Raw genomic sequence first — 21,866 nt, 5'->3', positions numbered from 1 at the left:
CTAACTTATCTAAAAAACTCTTCTATAAACCTCTCTCTTTCTTCTCTATCATTTAAATATTTACTAATTTTATTAACCATAAATTCTTCTCCCCAAGGTTGTTGTTCCCAATAATACTGTAGTCCTATTTGCCAAAACCCTTGTGGAAACTCAATAAATCCTTTCATAAGCTTTAATTCTTCTTCATATAAATCATGTGTCTTACTATAAGAGTTTAATATTAAACTTGCCTTTTCAACACTCCATTTCCCGCCCTTCATAGCTCTTATAAGTAAAGATGATAAATCATGTAAATGAGAATCTAATATGCAGTAGTCAAAATCTATTATGTTTACATCATTTTCCTCATCTATAAGAACATTGTGATTTGCAAAATCATGATGACAGAAACCTCTTTTACAAACTTCCCTATCCATTATCTCTATATATTTACCTTCTTTAAGATTTAAAATAGCTCTAGCTCCTCTATTCACCTCTTCATCAATTGCCTCTAAAAACAAACTATCAAATTCTGACTTATATGCCTTTTGACTTATTCTTTTTTTAAAATCTAGTATCTCTTCGCATCGCGTTTCAAAAACATGTATCCATGAATACCACCCTATTCTTGGTTTCATTTCATTACTTAAAGTAAATCCTTCACTACACTTATGAAGTTCTCCTAATTTTTCAGCAATTTTTTCAAGCTCTTGCAAGTTGTCATAATTACTTTTTCTTGATGGTATCCATTCATTTAAATAAGCATAATTATTTTGAATTTTCACAAACCCTAATCCATCCTTAGTATTTATTATCTCTGGTATTTTTAAAAAATTTCTATGTTGTAAATGTCTTATAGCTGAAAAGATAAAATAAAAATGAGGATATTTGTATTTAATTACCTTAACTCCATAATCCCCTTCTTCCGTTTTGATTTTATATGTGTTTTTAACCTTTTCTATATCTATAACATTTAACGAGTAATTATTTTCCACTGCATTTTTTATATCTAAAAAATTCATAAACTACTCCTTGAAATTTGTTCATTTTATTATATGAAATTTTATATTTTATTGTGTTTATTATCACCTAACAAAATTATTAACAATATACTGTTATATAACTAAAAAAACTTAATATCTATAATATATAAGGATAAAAGGAGGATGCTTTATGAAAATTTCAATAGATGCTCGTGGAATCAATATGTATAATGGTACTGGAATTGGAACTTACACAGAAAATATAGTCAAAGAGCTACTGAATATAGATAAAACTAACGAGTACACTTTATTTTGGACAGGAAAAAATTATACTAAGTATAAAGAGGATAATACTAACTTAGTTTTTGCTTCTAGAAAACATGGTAGATTTTATGAAAATTTTTATTTTCCAAATTATATTAAAGAAAATAATATAGATTTACATCATATACCCCAAAATGGAATAGGAATGACTAATGAATATAAAACTAATTGTATAGTAACAATACATGATTTAATTCCTTATCTTATGCCTGAAACTGTAGGTAAAGGTTACTTACAAAGATTTCTTAGAGATATGCCCAATATAATTAACCAAGCCAAAGGTATAATTACAGTATCTGAGTATTCAAAAAAAGATATATTAAGATTTTTTAATGGATTTCCTGCTGATAAAATTTTTGTTACTCCATTAGCTGCTAACTCCTCTTTTAAGCCTCTAGATAAACTTTCTTGTAAAAAATATATAAAAGAAACTTTTAATATTAATAATCCATATATACTGTACATAGGAGGATTTAGTACAAGAAAAAATGTTAAGGAACTTATATTAGCTTTCAATAAGATAAAGAAAGATTTAAAAATTCCTCATACATTATTACTTGGAGGAGCAGTAAAAGATGAAGGACAAAAGTTAGTAAAACTTGTCCAAGAGCTTAATATAGAAGATTCAGTGATATTCACAGGATTCATAAATTCTGAAGATTTGCCTATTTTATATAATGCTGCTGAAGCTTTTGTATATCCATCTTTATACGAGGGTTTTGGCTTACCTCCCCTTGAAGCTATGAGTTGTAAAACAGCAGTTATAACGTCTAATTTAACTTCTATACCTGAAGTTACAAGTAATACTGCCAGTCTCATAAATCCATTTGATAAAGATGAACTTGCAAAATCACTAGTTAATATACTAAATAATGAAGAACTAAAAAATTCATTAGCTTTAAAGGGCTATAAAAGAAGCCTCCAATTTTCTTGGAGGCATACTGCATCTAACACACTTAAAGCTTACGAAAGCATTTTTAATTCTCTTTAATAACTATTTTCTATAATATCTTTAAGTAACTTATAATTTTTTAATACTGGAGCTCTTTCTGATATATTACTAAATATTATGAAAGGGCTACTTTTATTTTCATTTGTATTTTTTACCGCATTTTCTATACTTTTATCTTTATAAGTGTATAAAGAACTTGGAAACATTCGTGACTCTACTAACTGTTTTTGTAATAAATCTACATTTGTTGCAGCATAAATCATAAAGTTTTTTATTAACCTTATATTACTCTCATCACTATTTAAGACAACTAAATTTTCTCCATCTAAATCATAAAATTTGTTTGCACCAATATTAATGCTAGGTGGTAACTTACATATCCATTTTCCTCCTAGCAGTTCATTATTTAATTCATTTATGATTTCTATAGAGCCAATTCTAGCCATATAATTATTATCACCATAATAACTAATAAGTTCAGTATTAAATATATTTTTAATATTACTTTCTACTATTAATTTGGCTTTAATATCACTTTTACTTTCTTGTATGGCCTCTGCAGACATAAGTAACTTTATATTATCTATATCTTTACTAGAAAAAATTCTAATATCCCCATTTGTCTTATTAAATATATCTATTCCTATTTTAAATAAATTTTCCCAAGTATTAATGTCTTCCACTTTATATCCATACTCATTTAAAATATCTTTTCTTATGAAAAATGCTATTGGTCTTGATGTTAACGGCACTCCCATATACTTTTCATTATATTCTATTTGCTTTACTCTATTTTTATTAAAATTATTCCTATATGTTTCTATTATTTCATTTGTTTCACTAATAATCTCTACTTTTTCATGCAAATTCTGTATATCTATAAAATTTAAATTTGCTATATTAGGTAATTTTTCTTTCTCTACATTTTTTATACTATTTAGATATTCATCATTACTAATATTTATAACTTTAATTTTTGTTCTTTTATTATTTTCTTCAAATTCTTTTGCAACTTTAAATAAATAATCATACGTATAATCATTTGCCCATACTACTATATTCCCTTTTATAGCCTCATTAGAAATAGGTTGTAATGAATATAGTATTAATATTATAAAAACTATAGTTATAGCCCCTACTATATATTTATTTTTACTTTTCATAATAGCTCCTAACTTAAATTTATATATAATTTAATTTTTGATTTTTATTTTTTTATCAAATATAATAATGTTATATTATACTAAAGAAACGGTAGGATATATATATGAATATTGATAGTTTAAAATACTTCTTAGAAGTTGCTAAATCCAAAAGCATAACAACTGTAGCTAAGAATTCCCATATATCTCAATCGGCATTAAGTCAGCAATTATTTAAACTAGAATCAAAACTTAACGTAAAACTTCTTAATAGAAGCAATAAAGGTGTGTCTCTTACACCTGAAGGGGAAATTTTATTTAAGCATTCTAAAAATATTTTAAATATATACAATAAAATGCTTGAAGAAATATATACTTGTGCTTTAGAAAAAAATTATATTTCAATTGAAGCAGTTGATAGTTTAAATTCTACTATACTTCCTAATGTTATATGCAACTTAAAATCAACTTTTTCACAATATTCAATAAATTTAACTTCAATTGAAAATTCAACAAATAGTAATTTGTCAAATAATATATGTGATATTTATATTAACTATGAAAAACCTAATTCAAAAATAGGATTATCAATAAAAGATCTTGGATGTGATGAATTGATAGTTATTTCAAATAATGATTTTCCTAAAAATAAAATATCTAAAAGTGAACTTATTAATTTACCTATAATCTTAAATCTTAAAGATAATTATTTCAATAATAAGATTCAAGAAATCTTACTCTGTAATATAAAAGACTTAAATATAGTATATAATACAAGTTCATATTTATCACTTTTAAAAGGTTTATGTTGTTCAAATTCTATTTCCTTTATTCCTAGAATCTTATTTAACTCGTATAAAAATGAATTTAATATAAAAGAAATAAAAATTGATGATTTTAACCTTAACGCAAATTTATATTTATGTTATTTAGATTCATTTTATAAAAACCATTCCGACTTTATAAAAACTTTGATAAATATGATAAAGGGTTTCTTAGAATAAGAAACCCTTTTAGCTTAATTTAATATTTGTAGTTTATCTAAATGTTTAACTATGTAGTTAGCTGATACTCCTATAAATATACCAGTAACTATACTAATTACTGATAATATAGGTAAGTATAACGTTACTGCAATATTTTGAACTATTATTGCTGCAACTATAATTTGTCCTAAATTGTGAAATATTGCTCCAGCAGAACTAACTCCTATTATACTAACTTTATCTTTAAGTATATTCTTTACAAATATCATTGATAAGAAACTTAAAAATCCACCTACCGCACTATACATAAATGATGAAAGATTTCCTCCAAACATAGTTCCTAATGCAATTCTTAAAAATAAAACTAAAAATGCATCTCTCTCTTTAGGAAGAGTGTATAATGCTATTACAGTTATTAAATTAGCTAGCCCTAATTTTGCTCCTGGTGTTACAAATGGAACTGGTATTGATCTTTCAACTATGTGTAATACTAGCGCTTGTGCTACTAGTAAACCTATATAAACCATTTTATTAGTCTTTCTCATTGCTCTCTCCTTAATGAGATATAATCATATCTTCCTCTTCTTTTACTCCTTTAATCTCTATCATAAGTCTATGAGGGAGACATACTAGATTTTCTCCTACGCTACTTATAAACTCTGGCTTCATGCATATTTTATCTGGACAATCAGCATCATATATACCTATTTTATCATCCTTAATTATTATTTTATTACTACCATTTTTAGTATTAACCTCTATTATTTCTTCACCTTTATGTGATGATAAATTTATATTTTTATATAATTTTCCAGAAATAGTTATTTCCGCATAAACATTATTATGTTCTGCTTTTAAATTAGCTCCTAATATAAATTCTGGTATAAATGACATTATCATTAATAAAACTATTATAATAATATCCCATTTTTTAATCATAATAACTCCTTTTAAAATTAATAATTAAATGTATCATATATGATTTTAGTGACTAAATCTTATAATGTCCATACTAATAAGCTTATATTTTAAGCAATAATAATTAAATTTTCTTTAACACTTTTTTTATATTTAATATTATATTCATTATATAACTCAGTATTAACAGCATTTTAATCGTATTCATATAGCATTAGTTTTTCTTATGCTTAATAAGAAAAATGTATGTTAAATTTATTAATTTTTAGGTATAATTACATTGTTAAGTAATATTTTTTATCTAACATAAATTTATTATTTATTAGTTAAATCCAAATTTAAGGGGGATTTTGTTTATGAAATCAAGAAAAGTTTTAAGTTTATTAGCAGTTGCAGCTTTAACTGCTACAGTTTTTGTTGGTTGTGGTAATAAAGAAGCTAAGTTAAAAGATGGTAATTATAAGGCTGAATCTGCTGTAGATGAAAGAGGCTATAAGGGTTCTATAGAAATCGAAATTAAAGATGGTAAAGTATCTGAAGTTAAATATGATGAAGTTAATGAAGAAAAAAGCACTTCAAAATTAACTGATGCTGACTATAATAAAAAAATGAAAGAAAAATCTGGCACTAACCCAGAAGAAGCTTTTCCAAAACTTCAAAACTCTTTAATTGAAAAACAAGATGCTTCTGCTGTTGATACAGTAAGTGGAGCTACTTCTTCATCAAACCAATTTAAAGATGTTGCTGCTGAAGCTTTAAAGAAAGCTCAATAATTTTTAAGGGTTTTAGGAATTAATCTCCTAAAGCCTTTTTTATTTTTCATTTTTTTTGTTATAATTATTTTGCATATTTAAATTTAGGAGGATTTTATAGTGAAAAAAAAGTTATTTAAATACATGAGCCTTTCTATACTAATAGTTTTTACTTTATTATCAATAACTGGATGTTCTAAAAAAACAAGCTCTCCTATATCAAGAAGTGAAATTTTGATGGGAACTATAATAAAAGTAACTATATTTGATAGTTCTAATGAAAAAGTATTAGATGAAGTTTTTAATAAAATAAAAGAACTTGAATCAACCTTAAGCATAAACGCTAATGGAACTCTAATTGATAAAATAAATGAATCTGCAGGGGTAGCTCCTGTTAAGGTTGATGATGATACATATAACTTAATATCTAAAGGAATTGAATATTCTAATTTATCTAATGGTCTTTTTGATATATCCATCGGTCCATTAGTTAAACTTTGGAGTATAGGCTTACCTGAAGCTAAAGTTCCATCTAAAGAAGAAATCAATGAAAAATTACCACTTATCGATTTTAATAATATTGAACTTAATGACACTAATAAGACTATTTTTCTAAAAAAGTCAGGAATGCTTTTAGATCTTGGTGGTATAGCTAAAGGTTACACTGCTGATAAGATATCTGATATTCTTGCAGAAAATAACATAAAAAATGCTCTAATTGATTTAGGTGGTAATATTTATACTCATGGTACAAAAATTACAGGTGATGATTGGAAAGTAGGAATTCAAGATCCATTTTCAGAAAGAGGTGAAATAATAGGTAGTATTACTATTAGTAATAAATCTATAGTTACATCTGGTATCTATGAAAGATTCATCGAAAAAGATGGAATCAAATACCACCATATTCTTAGTCCTGAGACTGGATATCCTTATGATAATGATTTGGCTGGAATAACTATAATTAGTAATAAATCTATAGATGGAGATGCATTATCTACAAGTGTATTTGCAATGGGTCTTAAAGATGGTATTAATTTTGTTGAAAAGTTAGAAAATATAGAAGCTATTTTTGTAACTAAAGATAAGCGAGTTCACATAACATCAGGGCTAAAAGATAACTTTGTAATTACAAATGAATCATTTGTATTAGAATAGTTATTTTTATAAAAATAGGAGACTGATTAATATCTAGTCTCCTATTTTTTCATAAAACCATATCTTTTATTTTATAGTATTAACCTCTTTAGTTATTAGAAATGCTAATATTATAGCTAATACACCACAGATTAATTTTGTTATTATATAAATTAATACTATTTCTCTAGCTTCTGTCGCTACATATCCAAGTTGACCACCTAATACATAGGCTCCTGCAACTGAAAATGCAGAACAAATAACTTTTCCTCTCTCATCTAATTCTTCAAATGTAGAAAATACTACTATTGCTGATGCTAAACTTCCAATTAATGCTGCTACTGAAGATGCGTTTACTCCTATTTTTTCTGTTATTTTATTTATTTGTGTAGATAAAATCTTTTTTACTATCTCAAGCATTACATATGCTCCACCCAAGAATATAGCAATCTTTCCAACTGTTATTAATGCTTCTTCTATAGGCATTAAACTTTTAAATATTATAATTCCTGAAATTGATGTAAATCCCTGAATTCCTAACCCTAAAAATCCTAATATTACAATTGATTTTCCCATGTATGAAAATATGATTATTACTTTATCTATGCCTATACTTAATCCTATTGATACTACCACTGAAAATATTATTATTGGCATTAAATTAATTAATATAATTCTTATAGGTAATCCTAACATCATACCTCCAATAAATAACCCTATAGGCAAAGTTACTATACCACATAAAATTCCCTTACATAATGCATGAATATTCTTATCTTTTATCATTCCTAATGCCAACGGAAGAGTAAAACTAATAGTACACCCTAAAATTGAAGCAATTAATACTCCTGAGAAATAAACTAGCTCATTACTTCCACCTACATTTCTAGCTATATTAAAAGCCCCCATATCTATAGCTATAAAACTAGATGATATTATAGATGAATCAATTCCTATACTACTAGTTAATGGTGCTATATATCTAATTATAATATCTGAGATTATTGGAGTTATTGATAATATTCCAATCATAGATAATGCTAACGGTCCCATATTATTAATACCAGCTTCAAAATTTACACCTAACTTTAATTTATTACCTAAAATATAATCTAAACATCCTATAACAAAAAATGATGCCACTATATATAATACTATTTTTTCCATTTTTTATTTTTTCTCCTAATTTATAATAATCAATAAAATTTTAACAGATTTTTTAATAGCAAAAAAGCCTTTTACTAAAGTAAAAAGCTTTTTCGTTATAAAATCTCATTCAGTTATACTAACAGCCACATCCACATCCGCATCCGCATCCGCATGGTGGGTCATCTGGTTCTGGATTAGATTCACATACATTTTTTCCTAAACAATGTCCATTATATTGGTTTGGTTGTAATGTTGTAAATTTTATATTTATATTGTCTTTATATATTTTTAACATATATTTAGTATTTGGACATAAAGGTCCTAATAAAAATTGACCATAACAATCTGTAAATGTATGGGTTAATGGATATGGATATTTACATCCATCTACTACTTTTAATAGTTTAACAACCGCATCAGGTACAGGGTTTCCATTAGGATCTAAAACAGTTCCAAATATAACTGATCTTTTTTCTTCTGGTAGTCTAACAACCGCTTCTATTTGTTCATTAACTCCTGTTGTTAAAGGACATGATGCTATTCTTCCGCTCATAACTTTTCCCTCCTAAGTTTATCTCTTAAATTTTTCTTATACTATAAGATATGCCTTAAGATAAAAAAAGTGAATTTACCTAGGTAAAAAATAAGTTATTGTTCTATTTTAATAATTCTAATGCTTGATTAAATACTTTTACACCATCCATTGTTCCATAATCTAGTGAATTTATAACACCAATGGGTACATTTTTAAATTTAGTAGTTATTTCTTCCTTTAAAAATTTAATCTGTGGTGCTAAAAGTAATACATCCATGTTATCTTTAAACGTACCTAAATCTGATTCACAACAAGAATTTATTATACAATCAACTCCTTGATTTAATGCTTCTGTCTTCATCTTAGATACTAAAAAACATGTTGACATACCTTCTGAACATAATAAAACTATTTTTTTCATAATTATGGACGCCTCCTTAAAATAGCTCTTTATATTATAATGTGATTTTTATTTTATTAATTAATTTTTCTCTCAATATACAATACTTTATCACAATTTATTATAAAATCAATAGAATAATATATTCCTAAAAAAATAATTAAAGGATAAGAAGTTAATTAATAACTTCTTATCCTTTGTTTTTTTATCTATTGTGCTGTTAACTCTACCTCAACTGTAATTGTTTCTTGATTTCTAACAATTTCTACTCTTACTGTATCTCCTTCTTTTTTAGAATCTCTTATCTCTTTTAATTCTTCAAAAGTTTTTATTCTTTTACCATCAAATTTAGTAATAACATCTCCACCTTTTATTCCTGCCTTTTCTGCTGGTGAAAATTGCGTTACTTCTACAACATATAGCCCTTGTGGCATTTCATATTGTTTTGCTAAATTTTCATCTACTTCTCTAATTGATACCCCTAAATTTAATATTGGCTTAGACAATGATTCTATTCTTCCCTTTACTTCATTAATTGGAATAGCAAATCCAATACCTTCAGCTGTTCCACTAATCTTTAATGTATTTATTCCAATTACTTGCCCTTTAGTATTTATTAAAGGTCCTCCGCTATTCCCTGGATTTATTGCAGTATCTGTTTGTATTAAATTCAATTTTACTCCACTACTAGTTTCTATGTTTCTATTTAAAGCACTAACAAGACCTCCTGTTACTGTTTGAGAAAACTCCTTAGAAAGAGGTGTTCCAATTGCTAAAACCTCTTCTCCTGCTTTTAAAGCATCAGAATCTCCAAGTTCCACTACTGCTGGCACTTTAATGTTATCAACTATCTTTAGCATAGCTACATCTTGATTTTGATCATAATTAACTACTTTTGCTTTTACTTCTCTCTTATCACTTAAAGTAACTGTAACTTCTTGAGCTCCTTCTATAACATGATAGTTAGTTAATATATACCCTTCTTCATTAATTATAAAACCTGATCCTATTCCTTCTACTTCTTTTGGAATAAAACCCCCATAATTTTGAACTCCCTTAGTTGAAACTATAACAACTGCTGGTGCAACTTTTTCAAACGCTTGTATTTTAGTTAATGCTTCGTTTTCATCGGCTTTAAATGTTGGTGGATTAGGTGTTGAAACTACATTACCATCACCATTTATACTTTTAACAGCATAATAAGTGGCACCACCACCTACTGCACCTCCTAAAATACCTATTACTAACATAAGAGCTATATTCTTAACTCCTCTTTTCTTTTTCTTCTTATTAACATTTTCATTTATATTAGAAAACTTAATATTATTATCCTCGTTCTTACTATCATTTATTTTTTCATAATTATTTTTTACTTCTTCCTGATTAAATTCACTTTCCTTCTCTATATTTACATGCTCATAGTTATCAACATCATATATTTTATTTTCATCACTCATTTGTATATCCTCCTCAAACATTTTCTTCATGACTATAATATACCCTGTTTTTGTGTCAATTATATGACACGGTTCTAAGAATTATTTTATTAATATATTTTTATTCTATAAAATTTTTAAAGGCAACTATGTAAATAAAGTATACACAATTGCCTTTTTTTAACTACTTTTTTTATTTCTTCGTTCCATATCATTAACTTTTTTAATAACTTGCCTTATTCCAATTACTACAGCATCGGGATCTTCTATTGATATAAAATTACTGTTAGAATTAGTTTTATATACCTTTGTTAAATCCTCATCCCCTAATCTTTCTAATGATTCTTGTCCCTCTTTAGCTATTACATAATAAGGAATTCCGGAAAGCACTCCTGTCTCCTGACTATCACTTAATCCTTTTGAAACATTATTTAACTCATTATATACAGCACTTGTATAATTTGATTTAGTTCTATGTACCTTAAATTCTTCTAACTTTTCTCCTTGCAATTTATCTTCAAATCCATATACCTTAGTATCTAGGTTTAACTGGTCTAATAAAGTCGTAAGTCCTATATATGAACCTAAATGTTCTATCTTTCGTCTTATTTTTTCCAGTGTAAATCCCCTTTTAAAATCTTTTTCTTTAATTTTTTCCTCTACTATTGGATTTACTAAGACTACCCCTGCTACAGTTTCTTTATATTCTTTAGCAAAATTACCTAATACCAAACTTCCATACTCTTCTCCAACTAAAATATATGGAGGTGATAAAGCTGCTTTTCGTAAAAGTATTTTTAAATCATGGGCTTGTTCTAATGGAGTCCTATCTTGACCTCCATCACTAAATCCATATCCTCGTCTATTATATACAAATACAGTTATATCATCATATTCTGATAATAATTTATCACAAACATCATTCCATTGATTTAAATTTCCCCCAATAGCTCCATCAAAAATAATTGTATGTTTACCTTCACCTTTTACTATGTAATCTACTCTCTTATCATCAACTCTTGTATAATCTACTCTATCTTTTAATGTTTCTTTTGCTATAAAATTACTTATGTTTTGAAATACCAATCCCAAAAGTAAAAGTATGCCTATTACAATTAAAGTTCTTTTGGCTATGTCTTTAGGCTTCATAGGCTTCTTCATATTTACCTTGTATAGGCCATTAGAATGTGGTAAAAGTTTCATTCCTATACCTCTCCCCCTATTTTTCTTTATACTATAACTTTAGATTTGGCTTTGCATTTAAATTTAAAGGACTAATTTTTCCATTAGTAAGATTAAAATATGCTGCACTTCCAATCATAGCTGCATTATCTGTACACAATATCGGTTCTGGAAATAGTACTTGTATTCCTAATTTACCTGCCGCTTCTATTAATTCTTTCCTTAACGAAGAATTTGATGCAACTCCCCCTGCAATTGCAATCTTATCAACCTTTTTCTTCTTACATGTCTTAATTACATTATCCTTTAAAACATCTATTACTGCTTTTTGAAAAGATGCTGCTACGTCAGCCTTATTAAATTCTATGTTTTGCATCTTACATTTATTAATATAATTTAAAACTGATGATTTTACTCCACTAAAAGAAAAATCTAATGTCTCTTCATGAAAATTGGCTTTTGGAAACTCTATTGCATTTTCATTTCCCTCTTTAGCTAGCTTATCAATTTTAGGACCTCCTGGATAACCAAGACCTAATGCTCTTGCTACTTTATCATAAGCTTCTCCAGCTGCATCATCTCTTGTTTGACCAATAACTTCATATTCTCCATAATTCTTAACATGAACTATAAAAGTATGTCCTCCCGATACTACTAAAGAAACAAACGGTGGCTCTAAATCTTTATGCTGTATATAATTTGCACTAATATGTCCTTCTATGTGATTTACACCAACTAAAGGTTTCTTACTTGCAAAAGCTAACCCTTTTGCATATTGAAGTCCTACTAGTAATGCTCCAACTAAGCCAGGACCATATGTAACTCCTATGGCATCTATATCATCTAATGTAACTCCTGCTTTTTCTAGTGCTTCCATTACAACTCCATTTATAACTTCTATATGCATTCTAGAAGCTACTTCAGGAACAACTCCTCCATATTTCATATGTGTGTCTATTTGAGTTGCTATAATATTCGATAGAACCTCTCTTCCATCTTTTATTACTGCTGCTGATGTTTCATCACAACTTGATTCTATTGATAATATTAATTTTTTATCCATCTATCTATACCTCAACTTTTACTTAAAGCCTTTATTTAATAACATGTATTATACTCTATTAAAGGCTTATTATCAATTTTTCATACTTGTTAATAAGATTTTACTAATGTATATTAAAATTATAAAATCACTATTGATATTATATACCTAACAGAAAATTTATTCATTATTTTTTACTAGTATTTATGGATTTTTAAGGATATTTTAATAAATTTAAAGGGAGTTTTTATAATGAATTCGTATGCAAAAATAATAGTACCAGGATCTCCTATATCTAAATCTAATTTTAAATTACATAATAAAAGTGGAAGGGCAATTCTTCCTTATAACACAGGTAAAAACCATGATAGATATGCTTTATATGAAGAAGAAATAGCTTATTATGCAAGTATTCAAAATCCTGGGGTTGTACTTGAAGAATCACTTATTGCTGTACTTAAAGTATATTACAAAAGTGAGAAAAGACATCCTGATACTGCAAATATAACTAAAAGCATTTTTGATGGAATAGAAAAAAGTGGTCTAATAGTAAATGATGCTCAAATTAGAAGAATAATAACTGAAGAATTTTATGACAAAGAAAATCCTAGATTTGAACTTGAATTTTTTGGAGAAAGTGAATTTGAAGTTTCTTATAGTATAATTCCTAAAAATAAGAAAACTGATAGAATTCTTTACTCACCTATAAGAAAATCTGTGCAAATATCTAAATCAGCTTTATCTAATACTGAAACTACTTCAAATTCATCTAAATACAAATGTGATATTTGTAATAGAGAAATAAAAGATGATAATTACGTAAAAGCTAATAGCGGTAAAACTCTAATTTGTCGCAAATGCTTTAACAAATTATTTTAGAAAGGATATTGTTTTATGAATAATAAAAACTTTATTTTTATTGGTGATAGCTTAACCTTTGGATATGGAATTCCTAAAAAAGAAAATTGGGTAAATAAACTTAATGAATATTTAAATTTTAATATCGTTAATAAAGGAATAAATGGTAATACTACAACTGATATGCTAATGAGATTTTCCGAAGATGTAATTAAAAATAATCCTTCAAATATTTTTATAATGGGTGGAACCAATGATCTACTCTCTAATAGAGATATTGAGTTTATAACAAAGAATCTGCAGCTTATGATAGAAGAGTCTCTAAATTATGGTGCAAATGTAACTATCGGTATCCCTCCTACATTAATCCCTAAGGATGCCTATAGGTTATTTTCTCCAAGTGATACTTATGAAAAAACAAAAGAGTTGCTTCCCATTTTAAGAAATAAATTAATTAATATATGTATTAATTATAATTTAAAATTTATAGATTTTTATAATTTATCTTTAGATAATTTAGATAAAAATATTTTTTTTGATGGAATACATTTTAATTCTAAAGGTCAAGAGTTAGCATATGCTGAAGCTCTTAAAGTTCTTTCAAGATAAAAAATAGGTGGATATAAAATCTACCTATTTTTTATCTATCTATTACTTTTTATTTTTTCAGATACTATCTTTCCAACTTTATATCCTTCTTCTCCACTATTTAAAACTCCAGATTCTCCGTGTAATATAGTTCCACATGCATATATATTTTTAATTGATATTTCATAATCACATACCTCTGGTACATCTTCTTCATCTAACTCTATATTAGCTTTTGTTATAAAATCTATTTCTGGATAATAGCCAACTGTTAATATTAATGAATCACATTGAATATTTGATAATACACCATTAGCTATATTTTCAATTACTACATTTTGAATTCTCTCTTTACCTGATATTTCTATTATTCTAGAATTTTCTATTATATTTATATGGAATCCATCTATTATTTTTAATTCATCTTCTGTTATAAATCCACTTTCTGAATAATCTATCAACGCCTTTATATTAGCTCCTTCAATTATTAATCTTCTTGCTAATAATAAAGCCCATTCATTTCTTCCTAATATAACAACTTCTTTTCCAGGTAAGTATCCTTGAAAATTAACAAGCTTATGAGCTGATGCTATAGTAAAAATACCTGTATATTTATGAATAGGGACTATTATGTTTCCTGTGTACTTTTCTCTACATCCTGAAGCTAATATTATAAAATTTGCCTTAATATCAACTACTCCACCTTCAGGACTTACAAAAGTAACAATCTTTTCATTTGTAACTTTTAATACTTGAGAGTCAACTTTAAATTCACCTCCTAAAGCTTTATAATCTTTTATTAAGTGTGTTGAAAGCTCTGGCCCTGTTACTTTTTTATTTAAATAATACTCTCCAAACCCTCTATGTATAAATAAATTTAAATTTCCACCTAAATCACTATTTCGTTCTAATATTAATACCTTTTTAATTCCTTCTTTTAATGCTGACACTCCTGCTGATAGCCCTGAAGCTCCTCCACCAATTATGACTAAATCATATTGAAGCATATTATACCTCCATATTCACTTATAAAAATACATAAATATTATATCATATTAATAATTATCTTATTCTCTAAATTTGTAAAAATCTATATAATATTCAAATTTATTTTTGCTTTACCTACAAAATTCTTACGTTGTTATTTGCTTTATAAAATTCTATATACTATAATTTAAGGTGCTTAAAAACTCGATAAAGACAATAAATTAAAAAGAGGTGACTATATGGAGAAACTATGGGTTAAATTAAAAAGTTATTTTCAAAATAAAATCGGACTAGATGGCGTTATCAGATTCATATTATTTATGATTCCTTTAATTGCAATTGTTTTAAAAGGTATTATATTTCAAGGCTTTGTGGTTAATCAAAACCCCTATGAACTTGATATACATATGGGCCATGTAGTATCTAAAGATTATTTAGGATACTATTACGCATTTGCTTTATTATTCCTAAGTTTTACTTTATTATTTAAAAGTAAAGGAAGAATAATATATTTATTTATTATAGATTTATTTATAACATTATTAATATTAACTGATTTAGGGTATTTTAGAGGATTCCTTACTATGCCTTCAGTTTTACTTTTGATGCAAACATCAAATATGGATAATATGGGATCAACTATAATGTCTATGTTCAGTAATAAAGACTATTTACTATTTATTGATTTTATTATAATGGGTGTATTTATATTTGCTACAAGAAAATCACACTTTAAAGTAAAAAGAAGGGCTCCAATCGCTTTTTTAATTTCACTACTTGTTAGTATAGGATATATTGCTTATGTTCCTTTTAACGTTTATGTACTAAATAATAAAGATGTTAAGAATGCTTCAATATTAGAAGGCTATGACCCTACTAACACCGCTAGATTTTTATCACCTATTGGATATCATCTTTCTGATATTCATAAAGTTTATAAAGATTCAAAACCTTATGAATTAACATCAGATGAGCAAAAACAAGTTGATGACTTCTTTAAGATGAAACAAGAAAATTTACCTAACAATGAGTACTACGGAATGTTTAAAGGTAAAAATCTAATAGTTATACAAGTTGAATCACTAGAAAGCTTTGTTATTAATAGAGAAATAAATAATAAAACAATAACACCTGTATTAAATGAATTAGTTAGCCAAGGAATTTATTTCCCCCATATATATGAACAGGTTAATGAAGGTACAAGCTCTGACTGTGATTTAATGATTAATACTTCAATGTTCCCTCTTAGAAGAGGTAGTACTTTCTTTAGATATCCAAACACAAAATATAATTCATTACCTTTACTATTAGAGGAACAAGGTTATGAAACTGCTGCTATCCACCCAGATAAGGGATCTTTCTGGAATTATACAAATGGATTAACTGGTATTGGATTTAATAAGTTTATTGATTATTATTCATTTAATATAGATGAACAAATTGGTATGGGCTTAAGTGATAAAAGTTACTTTACTCAAGTAGTTCCTATGTTGAAGGAAATGAAATCACCATTCTATGGTTTTACTATAACACTTACAAATCATGGACCTTTTGATCTACCAGACAAATATAGAACACTAGAACTTGAAAAAGAATTAGCTGATAGTGAGCTTGGAGGATACTTTGAAAGTGTAAAATATACTGATGAACAAATCGGTATGTTCTTAGAAAAATTAGATGCAGAAGGAATTCTTGATAATACTGTTATAGTTATAGAAGGTGACCATACTGGAGTTCATAAATATTATAACCATAGTATAGAATCACTAAGCCAAAAAGAAGATTGGTTTTTAGATAATGGCCATCATACAATTCCATTTATAATTTGGTCAAAAGATATGCAAAACCCTAAGACTTTTGATAATTTATTAGGTGGACAAGTAGATATAATGCCAACACTTTTATATTTAATGGGAATTCCTAATGAAAAATATGAAAATACTGCCTTAGGAAGAAACTTATTAAATACAAATAGATCCTTTGCAGTAACAACTAATCTTGATATTTATGAGAATGGATTAACTGAAGAACAAAAAGAAATGTATAAAAATATAGTTGAACTTTCAGATAAGATGATTAGAGCAAATTATCTAAATAAAGAATAATTATCTAAATAAAGAATAATTATCTATATAAAAACTATAATTTAATAATTATTTCTAAAATACTTAAAATAGAGAGCATCCAGTAAGATTAAATATTCTTACTAGATGCTCTTTTTATATTAGACTGTATTTTTTAACTTTCATAAAGTACAAGCAGTATTTATAACTAGATATTTTAAAGATAGCTCTATTTTCCTGCAATTGCAAGTTCTCTTATTATAACTGATGGACTTCCAATACTACTCATTGGAAATTTTAAATCATCTCCAATTTCTTCTATATCCTTTAATAAATTAAAGAAGTTTCCTGCTACGGTTATTTGCTCAACTGGAAATGTTTTCTTGCTATTTTCTATATAAAAACCTTTAGCAGCTAAAGAAAAATCTCCCGTTACAGCATTTGCTCCAGAATGTAATCCTGCAAATTCTGTGATTAATAATCCTTCCCCTATCTCTTCAATCAATTCATCAAAAGATTTTAATCCACTTTCTATATAAAAATTAGTTGGTGAAACTCCTACTGGTGAAGTATATGAATTCTTAAAACCGTTAGCTGTTGTTTTTGTGTTAGCTTTATTAGCTGTTTTTAAATTATGAAGTAGCGTAATTAGTTTTCCTTCTTTTATAATTGATGTCTTAACTGTAGCTACACCTTCATCATCAAATGGCACTGATGCTAATCCATTTTGTAAATGAGGATTATCTACTAAATTAACTTTATCATTTGCTATGACTTCTCCTTCTTTATCCTTTAATAAGCTTAATCCTTTCTGAGCTGCATCCCCACTAAAAGTAGATGCAAATGTTGATAATATTGATACCATAGCTTCATTATTAATTATACATCTATATTTCTTTGAAGAAATTGATTTTCCACCTATTCTTGAAAGTGCTTCTTCAACTCCATCTTTTGCTATCTTTTTAGGATTTACTTCTTCTAAAGAGTTAGCCACAATATATCCAAATCCATCATGCATATTTTCACCTTCTTTTATTATAGGTGCAACATATGCAGTTAATATATTTCCTTTACTCTTTAAATTTAACCCCTTAGAATTAATTATTCCATATGATGAAGTATTATATCCAATTCCACAACCACTAAAGTTATTTACTCTTGAATCTAATTTCTTAGCTTCTCTTTCAATTTCTATAGCTAATTCTATTAATTTATCGGCTGGTAAATTTTCTAATTCTTCATAATACGTTTTTATATCCTTATATTCATTATCTCCTTCATAAATAAAATGGACATCTTCGTTTTCTATAGATAAAGCACTTTCTTTTGCCTTTTTAACAAGCATATCTATAGCTTCATTATCTAAAATTTCTGTATATGAATATCCTATTTTACCATTCATTTTTCCTCTAAATGATAAACCATAAGAATTATTTAAACTATATTTTTCAACTTCTTCTTTATAAATATTTATACTTAAACTTTCCCTATCTATATAATAAACTTCATACTCGTCAAAACCAGCTTTTTTAGCTTCGCTAAAAAGCTTTTGTATAAAAATATTAAACTCCATAACCTCTCCTCCTATCTTCCACCTACTGTAATTTCTTTAACTCTAATCATAGGCTGACCTACATTAGTTGGAATACTTCCAGAGGAAGATCCGCACATTCCTTGACCATATTCTAAATTATTTCCTACCATATCAATATTCATTAAAACTTCACTACCTTTACCAATTAAACTAGCACCTCTAACTGGTTCTTGAATAATTCCATTTTTAACTATATATCCTTCTGATACAGCAAAATTAAATTCTCCTGTAACTGGATTAACTGATCCTCCACCCATTTTTTTTGCATATAATCCATGGGAAATTGATTTTATTATATCATCTGGATTATCTTCTCCTGAAGCAATATAAGTATTTGTCATTCTAGATGTAGGTGCATACTTATAGCTTTGTCTTCTTGAGCTTCCAGTTGGTTCCATACCCATTCTTCTACCGTTTAGTTTATCTATCATATATGATTTTAAAATACCATTTTCTATAAGAATATTTTTTCTAGTTTTATTACCTTCGTCATCTATATTTAAAGAACCCCAAGCATTTGGTATTGTTCCATCATCTATTGCTGTTACTTTAGGTGATGCTATCTGCTTTCCTAACATTCCAGTAAATACAGAATTTCCTTTTGCTACAGCCGTTGCTTCTAATGAATGTCCACAAGCTTCATGGAATATAACTCCTCCAAAACCGTTATCAATTGCTACTGCCATTTTTCCAGCTGGACAATGTTTAGCATGTAACATTGTATATGCAACTCTTGAAGCCTCTTTTCCATAATATTCTGGATCTATTTCCCTAAACATTTCAAATCCCATATGTCTTCCTGGTCCTTCAAAACCAGTTTGATTTTCTCCATTATAAGATGCCACTGAGCTTATTGCTAACCTAGTTCTCACTCTTTTATCTTCTGTATATAACCCTTCTGAATTTGCAATTAATATATTTTGCTCTTTATCTGCATACCCAACAGAAACCTGAGATATTTCGCTACTATAATCCTTAGCAGATTTATATGCTGTCTTCATAATACCTATTTTCTTGTCTATTCCTATTGATGATGGTAAATATATTATTGGATGAATATTATTGTTAAACCTATCTGTTAAAATAACGTTACCATCCTCTTTTAATTCTCCTAATGCTAAAGCAGCCTTTTGTGCTGTATCTAATAAAGATGTCAAACTATTATTATTTGTATAAGCATATATACTTTTAAACCCTTTAAATATTCTAATTCCTATTCCATAACTTCTTCCTGCTACTGAATTTTCTACCTTTCCATTTAATATACTTATAGAAGTATCTATTGTATCCTCTTCAAATATTTCTGCGAAATCTCCACCAGTTATTAAACATCTAGCTAATACGCGAGATGCTATGCTTTTTGATAACATATTACTCCTCCTCTTCCATTACATTTCTTCCATCACTAAATACATTTGACCAACTTTTAACATAACCTTGGCTACTCCATTCTGCCATTATAACCTCTTCCTCTCCATTCAGTTTTATATTTACTAATGGTGACCCTTTTAATCTTCTATTATCAACTTCATAAACTGCAATATTATCTTCAAAAACTATTATGGCAATTCTTTCTGTAGGCGCTATATATGCATCTCTTATAAGCGGTAATTCTCCCTTTAAGACTTTCCAAGGTACAGTTAGAGCATCATAATTTAAAAGCTTTTTATTTGGATTTAACCCTATAGCATAATCTAGACCATTACTATTTAAGTCCACAGGCGATATTTTACCAACTAACTTCCATTTACCTTCTTTTCTCTCAATTGAAAAATTACTATAATCTATATTAGTATTAAGTTTTGCTTTACTTTCTGCACTTAATTTACTTAATTCATTTTCATAAGCTATCTTATATTTTTCAGATGCATCCTTAGAATATATTTCTTCTATTATTATACCATTTTCTGCATTAATATTATCTATAGGTATAACTTGATATATAGGAAATTTATTTTGAAAATCATTACCTTCATATTTTTCTATTGCTATATAATTATTTCCTACAAATTTTATATTCTTATAAACATTTTTATCCTTAATTTCACTATTAACTTCTACATCTTTTCCATCTATAGGTGATACATTAAAATATTCTATCTCATTGCCATTATAATTAGCTGTATTACTTTTTAATGCCCATATTCCTGTCATTCTAGGAAAAATTATATTTTCCTTTTCCATTATAGGCTGTAACTCACCATCTTTGAATGATATCCATAATGTTCTATATTTTTCCTTGGTATATCCCCCATCTTCATTTTTCTTTCTTGGAACTTTTAAACCAAGCATTACTCCAACTTCACTATTATAATCATTTGCTGCTGATTCATCGGAATAATTATTTTTATTTTCTAAAGGATAATCTTTGTCTTCTACATTTTCTGATATTCTACTAAGTTCTAAAATCATTCCCCTATAGAATAAAAATCCTCTATCCTTTTCTTTTATAATAAATTCACCTATTAATGTATTATTTTTATTTATTATAGATATTACATCTATTTTATCGTCATTATTTATAAATGATGATACTTTTAGACCGGCTTCATATGATAACATATAATTTTTATCTACAACCTTTAACTTATATTTAGGTCTATCATATTTTACATCTTTAATCTCAATAGCACTATCACTTATATTAATTTCACTATCTGTAATATCATTATCAACACTTGCAATATTTAAATTTTCATCTACTATCTCCACTGAATCTACTTTCCAACTTCCTTTTATACTTAGTAAGTTATTTTTAGGAGTTTTAGTTGTTGCTATATCTTTTCCCCCTATTTTGTGACAGCCTGAAAGCAAAAATAAAACCACAAAAATATTTATAAAATAAATAAATTTTTTCAT

General features: G+C 27.1%; 21 protein-coding genes. 7 read left to right on the top strand and 14 right to left on the bottom strand.

The features are described from left to right. Window positions 1-5 precede the first annotated feature (5 nt). Window positions 6-1,001 carry a CotS family spore coat protein gene (locus tag CP523_RS10030; protein WP_066676559.1) on the bottom strand — a complete coding sequence of 332 codons (996 nt, stop codon included), beginning with the start codon at window positions 999-1,001 and terminating at the stop codon, window positions 6-8. Window positions 1,002-1,152: 151 nt separating this feature from the next. On the opposite strand from CP523_RS10030, the gene CP523_RS10025 reads away from it, so the two are divergent. Further along, window positions 1,153-2,277, top strand: coding sequence for a glycosyltransferase family 4 protein (locus CP523_RS10025; RefSeq protein WP_066676557.1), 1,125 nt, complete (start codon window positions 1,153-1,155; stop codon window positions 2,275-2,277). Here the strand turns inward: CP523_RS10025 and CP523_RS10020 are convergent. After that, a complete protein-coding gene (locus CP523_RS10020; RefSeq protein WP_066676555.1) occupies window positions 2,274-3,401 on the bottom strand; it encodes an ABC transporter substrate-binding protein in 1,128 nt (375 codons plus the stop codon). The genes CP523_RS10025 and CP523_RS10020 overlap by 4 nt on opposite strands. A gap of 104 nt (window positions 3,402-3,505) precedes the next feature. Between CP523_RS10020 and CP523_RS10015 the strand changes: the two genes are divergently transcribed. Then, the gene (locus CP523_RS10015; protein ID WP_066676554.1) at window positions 3,506-4,384 is read left to right on the top strand and encodes a LysR family transcriptional regulator; all 879 of its coding nucleotides are present in this window, start codon (window positions 3,506-3,508) and stop codon (window positions 4,382-4,384) included. A 14-nt stretch (window positions 4,385-4,398) separates the two neighbouring features. On the opposite strand, the gene CP523_RS10010 is transcribed toward CP523_RS10015, so the two are convergent. Both CP523_RS10010 and CP523_RS10005 read right to left on the bottom strand, forming a co-directional pair. Continuing rightward, entirely contained in the window at window positions 4,399-4,911 is a 513-nt protein-coding gene (locus tag CP523_RS10010) for a Gx transporter family protein (RefSeq protein ID WP_066676553.1), read from the bottom strand. 10 nt (window positions 4,912-4,921) lie between these two features. Continuing rightward, window positions 4,922-5,305 carry a NusG domain II-containing protein gene (locus CP523_RS10005; RefSeq protein WP_066676552.1) on the bottom strand — a complete coding sequence of 128 codons (384 nt, stop codon included), beginning with the start codon at window positions 5,303-5,305 and terminating at the stop codon, window positions 4,922-4,924. 335 nt (window positions 5,306-5,640) lie between these two features. Here CP523_RS10005 and CP523_RS10000 point away from each other — a divergent pair, with 335 nt between their 5' ends. After that, a complete protein-coding gene (locus CP523_RS10000) occupies window positions 5,641-6,057 on the top strand; it encodes an FMN-binding protein (RefSeq protein ID WP_066676551.1) in 417 nt (138 codons plus the stop codon). Window positions 6,058-6,180: 123 nt separating this feature from the next. After that, complete coding sequence (locus CP523_RS09995) at window positions 6,181-7,194, top strand: FAD:protein FMN transferase (protein WP_066676653.1); 1,014 nt, start codon at window positions 6,181-6,183, stop codon at window positions 7,192-7,194. A gap of 66 nt (window positions 7,195-7,260) precedes the next feature. Here CP523_RS09995 and eutH read toward each other — a convergent pair whose 3' ends face one another. The 6 genes from eutH to tsaD all read right to left on the bottom strand — a co-directional run bounded on the left by eutH (window position 7,261) and on the right by tsaD (window position 12,938). Beyond that, window positions 7,261-8,340, bottom strand: coding sequence for an ethanolamine utilization protein EutH (gene eutH / locus CP523_RS09990; RefSeq protein ID WP_066676550.1), 1,080 nt, complete (start codon window positions 8,338-8,340; stop codon window positions 7,261-7,263). 118 nt (window positions 8,341-8,458) lie between these two features. Then, entirely contained in the window at window positions 8,459-8,875 is a 417-nt protein-coding gene (locus CP523_RS09985; RefSeq protein WP_066676549.1) for a carboxypeptidase-like regulatory domain-containing protein, read from the bottom strand. A gap of 103 nt (window positions 8,876-8,978) precedes the next feature. Then, window positions 8,979-9,278, bottom strand: a complete 300-nt coding sequence (locus tag CP523_RS09980) for a PTS sugar transporter subunit IIB (protein ID WP_066676548.1) — start codon at window positions 9,276-9,278, stop codon at window positions 8,979-8,981. A gap of 188 nt (window positions 9,279-9,466) precedes the next feature. Then, window positions 9,467-10,714, bottom strand: a complete 1,248-nt coding sequence (locus CP523_RS09975) for a S1C family serine protease (protein ID WP_083089497.1) — start codon at window positions 10,712-10,714, stop codon at window positions 9,467-9,469. A gap of 159 nt (window positions 10,715-10,873) precedes the next feature. Next, complete coding sequence (locus CP523_RS09970) at window positions 10,874-11,896, bottom strand: alpha/beta fold hydrolase (RefSeq protein ID WP_066676547.1); 1,023 nt, start codon at window positions 11,894-11,896, stop codon at window positions 10,874-10,876. Between the two features lie 31 nt (window positions 11,897-11,927). Beyond that, entirely contained in the window at window positions 11,928-12,938 is a 1,011-nt protein-coding gene (tsaD, locus tag CP523_RS09965; protein WP_066676546.1) for a tRNA (adenosine(37)-N6)-threonylcarbamoyltransferase complex transferase subunit TsaD, read from the bottom strand. 231 nt (window positions 12,939-13,169) lie between these two features. On the opposite strand from tsaD, the gene CP523_RS09960 reads away from it, so the two are divergent. Both CP523_RS09960 and CP523_RS09955 read left to right on the top strand, forming a co-directional pair. After that, window positions 13,170-13,796: a RusA family crossover junction endodeoxyribonuclease gene (locus tag CP523_RS09960; protein WP_066676541.1), complete on the top strand. Its 627-nt coding sequence runs from the start codon at window positions 13,170-13,172 to the stop codon at window positions 13,794-13,796. A gap of 15 nt (window positions 13,797-13,811) precedes the next feature. Continuing rightward, window positions 13,812-14,384 carry a GDSL-type esterase/lipase family protein gene (locus CP523_RS09955; RefSeq protein ID WP_066676537.1) on the top strand — a complete coding sequence of 191 codons (573 nt, stop codon included), beginning with the start codon at window positions 13,812-13,814 and terminating at the stop codon, window positions 14,382-14,384. A 35-nt stretch (window positions 14,385-14,419) separates the two neighbouring features. Here CP523_RS09955 and CP523_RS09950 read toward each other — a convergent pair whose 3' ends face one another. Continuing rightward, the gene (locus CP523_RS09950; protein WP_066676533.1) at window positions 14,420-15,370 is read right to left on the bottom strand and encodes an NAD(P)/FAD-dependent oxidoreductase; all 951 of its coding nucleotides are present in this window, start codon (window positions 15,368-15,370) and stop codon (window positions 14,420-14,422) included. Window positions 15,371-15,589: 219 nt separating this feature from the next. Here CP523_RS09950 and CP523_RS09945 point away from each other — a divergent pair, with 219 nt between their 5' ends. Beyond that, window positions 15,590-17,455, top strand: a complete 1,866-nt coding sequence (locus CP523_RS09945; RefSeq protein WP_066676531.1) for an LTA synthase family protein — start codon at window positions 15,590-15,592, stop codon at window positions 17,453-17,455. Window positions 17,456-17,642: 187 nt separating this feature from the next. Here CP523_RS09945 and CP523_RS09940 read toward each other — a convergent pair whose 3' ends face one another. From CP523_RS09940 to CP523_RS09930, 3 genes are read right to left on the bottom strand one after another with little or no spacing between them, the layout of a single operon-like run. Beyond that, entirely contained in the window at window positions 17,643-18,986 is a 1,344-nt protein-coding gene (locus CP523_RS09940; RefSeq protein ID WP_120140821.1) for a TldD/PmbA family protein, read from the bottom strand. Between the two features lie 11 nt (window positions 18,987-18,997). Continuing rightward, a complete protein-coding gene (locus CP523_RS09935) occupies window positions 18,998-20,377 on the bottom strand; it encodes a TldD/PmbA family protein (RefSeq protein ID WP_066676528.1) in 1,380 nt (459 codons plus the stop codon). A gap of 1 nt (window position 20,378) precedes the next feature. Then, window positions 20,379-21,866 (bottom strand): hypothetical protein, encoded by a 1,488-nt coding sequence (locus CP523_RS09930; protein ID WP_066676527.1) that lies wholly within the window; start codon window positions 21,864-21,866, stop codon window positions 20,379-20,381.

The organism is Clostridium septicum, from assembly GCF_003606265.1.
Lineage (GTDB): Bacteria > Bacillota > Clostridia > Clostridiales > Clostridiaceae > Clostridium > Clostridium septicum.
The sequence above is the reverse complement of the archived record's forward strand: the minus strand, read 5'-3'. Positions and strand labels throughout refer to the sequence as shown.

Excerpts from the sequence above, each read along its gene's own strand:
- CP523_RS10030 (WP_066676559.1), bottom strand. The coding sequence starts at position 1,001 with ATGAATTTTTTAGATATAAAAAATGCAGTGGAAAATAATTACTCGTTA.
- CP523_RS10025 (WP_066676557.1), top strand. The coding sequence starts at position 1,153 with ATGAAAATTTCAATAGATGCTCGTGGAATCAATATGTATAATGGTACT.
- CP523_RS10020 (WP_066676555.1), bottom strand. The coding sequence starts at position 3,401 with ATGAAAAGTAAAAATAAATATATAGTAGGGGCTATAACTATAGTTTTT.
- CP523_RS10015 (WP_066676554.1), top strand. The coding sequence starts at position 3,506 with ATGAATATTGATAGTTTAAAATACTTCTTAGAAGTTGCTAAATCCAAA.
- CP523_RS10010 (WP_066676553.1), bottom strand. The coding sequence starts at position 4,911 with ATGAGAAAGACTAATAAAATGGTTTATATAGGTTTACTAGTAGCACAA.
- CP523_RS10005 (WP_066676552.1), bottom strand. The coding sequence starts at position 5,305 with ATGATTAAAAAATGGGATATTATTATAATAGTTTTATTAATGATAATG.
- CP523_RS10000 (WP_066676551.1), top strand. The coding sequence starts at position 5,641 with ATGAAATCAAGAAAAGTTTTAAGTTTATTAGCAGTTGCAGCTTTAACT.
- CP523_RS09995 (WP_066676653.1), top strand. The coding sequence starts at position 6,181 with ATGAGCCTTTCTATACTAATAGTTTTTACTTTATTATCAATAACTGGA.
- eutH (WP_066676550.1), bottom strand. The coding sequence starts at position 8,340 with ATGGAAAAAATAGTATTATATATAGTGGCATCATTTTTTGTTATAGGA.
- CP523_RS09985 (WP_066676549.1), bottom strand. The coding sequence starts at position 8,875 with ATGAGCGGAAGAATAGCATCATGTCCTTTAACAACAGGAGTTAATGAA.
- CP523_RS09980 (WP_066676548.1), bottom strand. The coding sequence starts at position 9,278 with ATGAAAAAAATAGTTTTATTATGTTCAGAAGGTATGTCAACATGTTTT.
- CP523_RS09975 (WP_083089497.1), bottom strand. The coding sequence starts at position 10,714 with ATGAGTGATGAAAATAAAATATATGATGTTGATAACTATGAGCATGTA.
- CP523_RS09970 (WP_066676547.1), bottom strand. The coding sequence starts at position 11,896 with ATGAAACTTTTACCACATTCTAATGGCCTATACAAGGTAAATATGAAG.
- tsaD (WP_066676546.1), bottom strand. The coding sequence starts at position 12,938 with ATGGATAAAAAATTAATATTATCAATAGAATCAAGTTGTGATGAAACA.
- CP523_RS09960 (WP_066676541.1), top strand. The coding sequence starts at position 13,170 with ATGAATTCGTATGCAAAAATAATAGTACCAGGATCTCCTATATCTAAA.
- CP523_RS09955 (WP_066676537.1), top strand. The coding sequence starts at position 13,812 with ATGAATAATAAAAACTTTATTTTTATTGGTGATAGCTTAACCTTTGGA.
- CP523_RS09950 (WP_066676533.1), bottom strand. The coding sequence starts at position 15,370 with ATGCTTCAATATGATTTAGTCATAATTGGTGGAGGAGCTTCAGGGCTA.
- CP523_RS09945 (WP_066676531.1), top strand. The coding sequence starts at position 15,590 with ATGGAGAAACTATGGGTTAAATTAAAAAGTTATTTTCAAAATAAAATC.
- CP523_RS09940 (WP_120140821.1), bottom strand. The coding sequence starts at position 18,986 with ATGGAGTTTAATATTTTTATACAAAAGCTTTTTAGCGAAGCTAAAAAA.
- CP523_RS09935 (WP_066676528.1), bottom strand. The coding sequence starts at position 20,377 with ATGTTATCAAAAAGCATAGCATCTCGCGTATTAGCTAGATGTTTAATA.
- CP523_RS09930 (WP_066676527.1), bottom strand. The coding sequence starts at position 21,866 with ATGAAAAAATTTATTTATTTTATAAATATTTTTGTGGTTTTATTTTTG.